The sequence below is a fragment of the Pseudomonas sp. P5_B2 genome, from assembly GCF_056400445.1.
Genome location: NZ_JBFULH010000863.1, coordinates 1 through 1,453 on the forward strand (window position 1 = coordinate 1; position 1,453 = coordinate 1,453).

General features: G+C 54.8%; 2 protein-coding genes. Both read right to left on the reverse strand.

What is annotated here, in order from left to right:
- Window positions 1–490, reverse strand: a 490-nt coding sequence (locus AC1DRJ_RS27515; protein WP_477804926.1) for a PLP-dependent transferase, incomplete at its 3' end; no start/stop codon positions are given.
- Between the two features lie 132 nt (window positions 491–622).
- A partial coding sequence (locus tag AC1DRJ_RS27520) for a dihydrodipicolinate synthase family protein (protein ID WP_477804927.1) occupies window positions 623–1,453 on the reverse strand: 831 nt, incomplete at its 5' end.

A 1,453-nucleotide genomic window follows, 5' to 3' on the forward strand; every position in this document is an offset into this window, starting at 1 on the left:
TCTCCATGGTCTGAGATCCAGGGGACTCCATGAAAATCACCGAGGTATTGGATCTGATCAGAGTTCCCAGTTCTGCGCCTAGAAGCGGATCGTAATAAGTGGTCTCAACGCCGTACTTCCTGAGAAGTCCGTCGCACAAAACACGCGAAGGCCTATAGATCGTGTCTGGAACAAGGATGTGATCCCCTGCCTTAGTTGTTGCGAACAATGCCAACGCCACCGACCCCAGACCCGAAGGTGATATGACAGTTCCTGCCGCTCCAGTGAGAGATGTCCAGGCTTGTTCGAGGTTTTCGATAGTGGGCGTGCCATGGGTTCCATAATGGAAGCGATTGCGCTTCGCCTCCATGTCTTCCACCGTTTTATAGATGACAGTGGATCCCTTGAACAACGGAGGATTGACGAAGCCGCTTTGCTCTTCGGGGTTTCTTCCGAGCATCGTGACGCTGGTTGCCAAGCCGAAGCTCATAATGTCGCTGCTGGTTTTCATAAATCTCCTCGGCGAATTGCTCGACAYCCGATAACGACAAATGATCGAGCAGTTCAGGTTGACCAGATCACGACGTCATTGCGTGTGCTCAAGTCGCGGGAAATCTGTCGCCTCGCACAAGTGAAGTGCGAACTATCGCTCCAGCTCCAACTCTTTCAACAACGTGGCGACAATTTTCCGATCATTGCCCTCCAACGCTTTCAGGGGCAGCGGCAAACATGGTCGGCTTACCAGGTTCAGCAACTCGGCCATAGCCGCCACGACTCGGAGGCTTCCGTGATTGCCAAACAACGCCCACAAAGGCCGTAATTTCTCCGACAGCCGAGCAGCTTCCTGCCAATCCCCTGCTTGTGCAGCGCGTGTAATTGCCACCGCCAAGTCCGGTAGCAATCCTCCGATTACGGAGTACCAAGCGTCGCAACCGGCATTCAACCCAGTCACAGCAGAAGCATCGCCACTGACACCAATTGTCACATTGACGGGTATCAACGCACGAAGGCGATCAACTCGTGCCCTGGCAGCATCTAGATCTGCTGGTACCGCCGGGATCTTGATAGAGCCCACATTAGGCAGTTGCGCGATACGCCCATGTAGTTCGTCGCTGAACTCGAAGTGGGTAGTGTAGGGATTGTCATACACGCAAAGTGGTACAGACAGATCACGCGTCACTGCTTCATAGAGCCCAAATACCTCGTCAGCAGTCAGCTTCTGGTAAGACACTGGGGCGAGCAGAACGGCGCTTGCTCCAGCTTTCTGCGCCTGTTCCGCCAGAGCCTGTACGTCTCGGGTGCGCAACGCACCGATACCAACGATTACCGGAACGTCGCCTGCGTGCTTCACCGCAAGCTGTGCGGTTCGCAGCCGCTCTGCATGAGTCAGATATGCATAACTGCCGGTCGAACCGAGGGCTCCAATGGAGTCAACACCGGCAGTCGCAAGGCGCTCGATCAATCGGATATAGGC